This window comes from Janthinobacterium sp. UMAB-56 (genome assembly GCF_900095265.1).
Lineage (GTDB): Bacteria > Pseudomonadota > Gammaproteobacteria > Burkholderiales > Burkholderiaceae_D > Janthinobacterium.
The window spans coordinates 1-411 of record NZ_LT607711.1 but is presented as its reverse complement, the minus strand read 5'-3'; the positions used below and the strand labels follow the sequence as shown (position 1 = coordinate 411).

The following is a 411-nucleotide window of genomic DNA, read 5'->3' as shown; positions in this document are numbered from 1 at the left end:
TGATGGCCTTGACGGGGCCGGAAGTGGGCTTGCTGTTCGACACGGGGCACATCACCTTTGCCGGCGGCGATGCGCTGGCTGTCTTGAACAAATATATCACCCGCATCTGCCACGTGCATTGCAAGGATGTGCGCCCCAACGTGGTGAAACTGGCCCGCAATGGCCACTGGAGTTTCTTGCAGGCGGTGATCAATGGCGCTTTCAGCGTGCCCGGCGACGGCAGCATCGATTTTCCGGCCATCCTGACGCGCCTGTATCTGCACGGCTATGAAGGCTGGTTGGTGGTGGAAGCGGAGCAAGACCCGGCCGTCGCCCCCAGTTATGAATACGCGAAGATGGGCCACGATTACCTGGCTAAGCTCGTCGAGGCCATTCCCCGCCTGGGTCGGGAGGCGGCATGAGCCCGCTGCT

1 protein-coding gene is annotated in these 411 nt (G+C 61.8%); it reads left to right on the top strand.

Annotation, left to right across the window (positions count from 1 at the left end; genetic code table 11):
• Positions 1 to 401 (top strand): TIM barrel protein (locus tag K0F85_RS28380; protein ID WP_219119138.1); only part of this gene is annotated, 401 nt, incomplete at its 5' end.
• Positions 402 to 411: the final 10 nt, after the last annotated feature.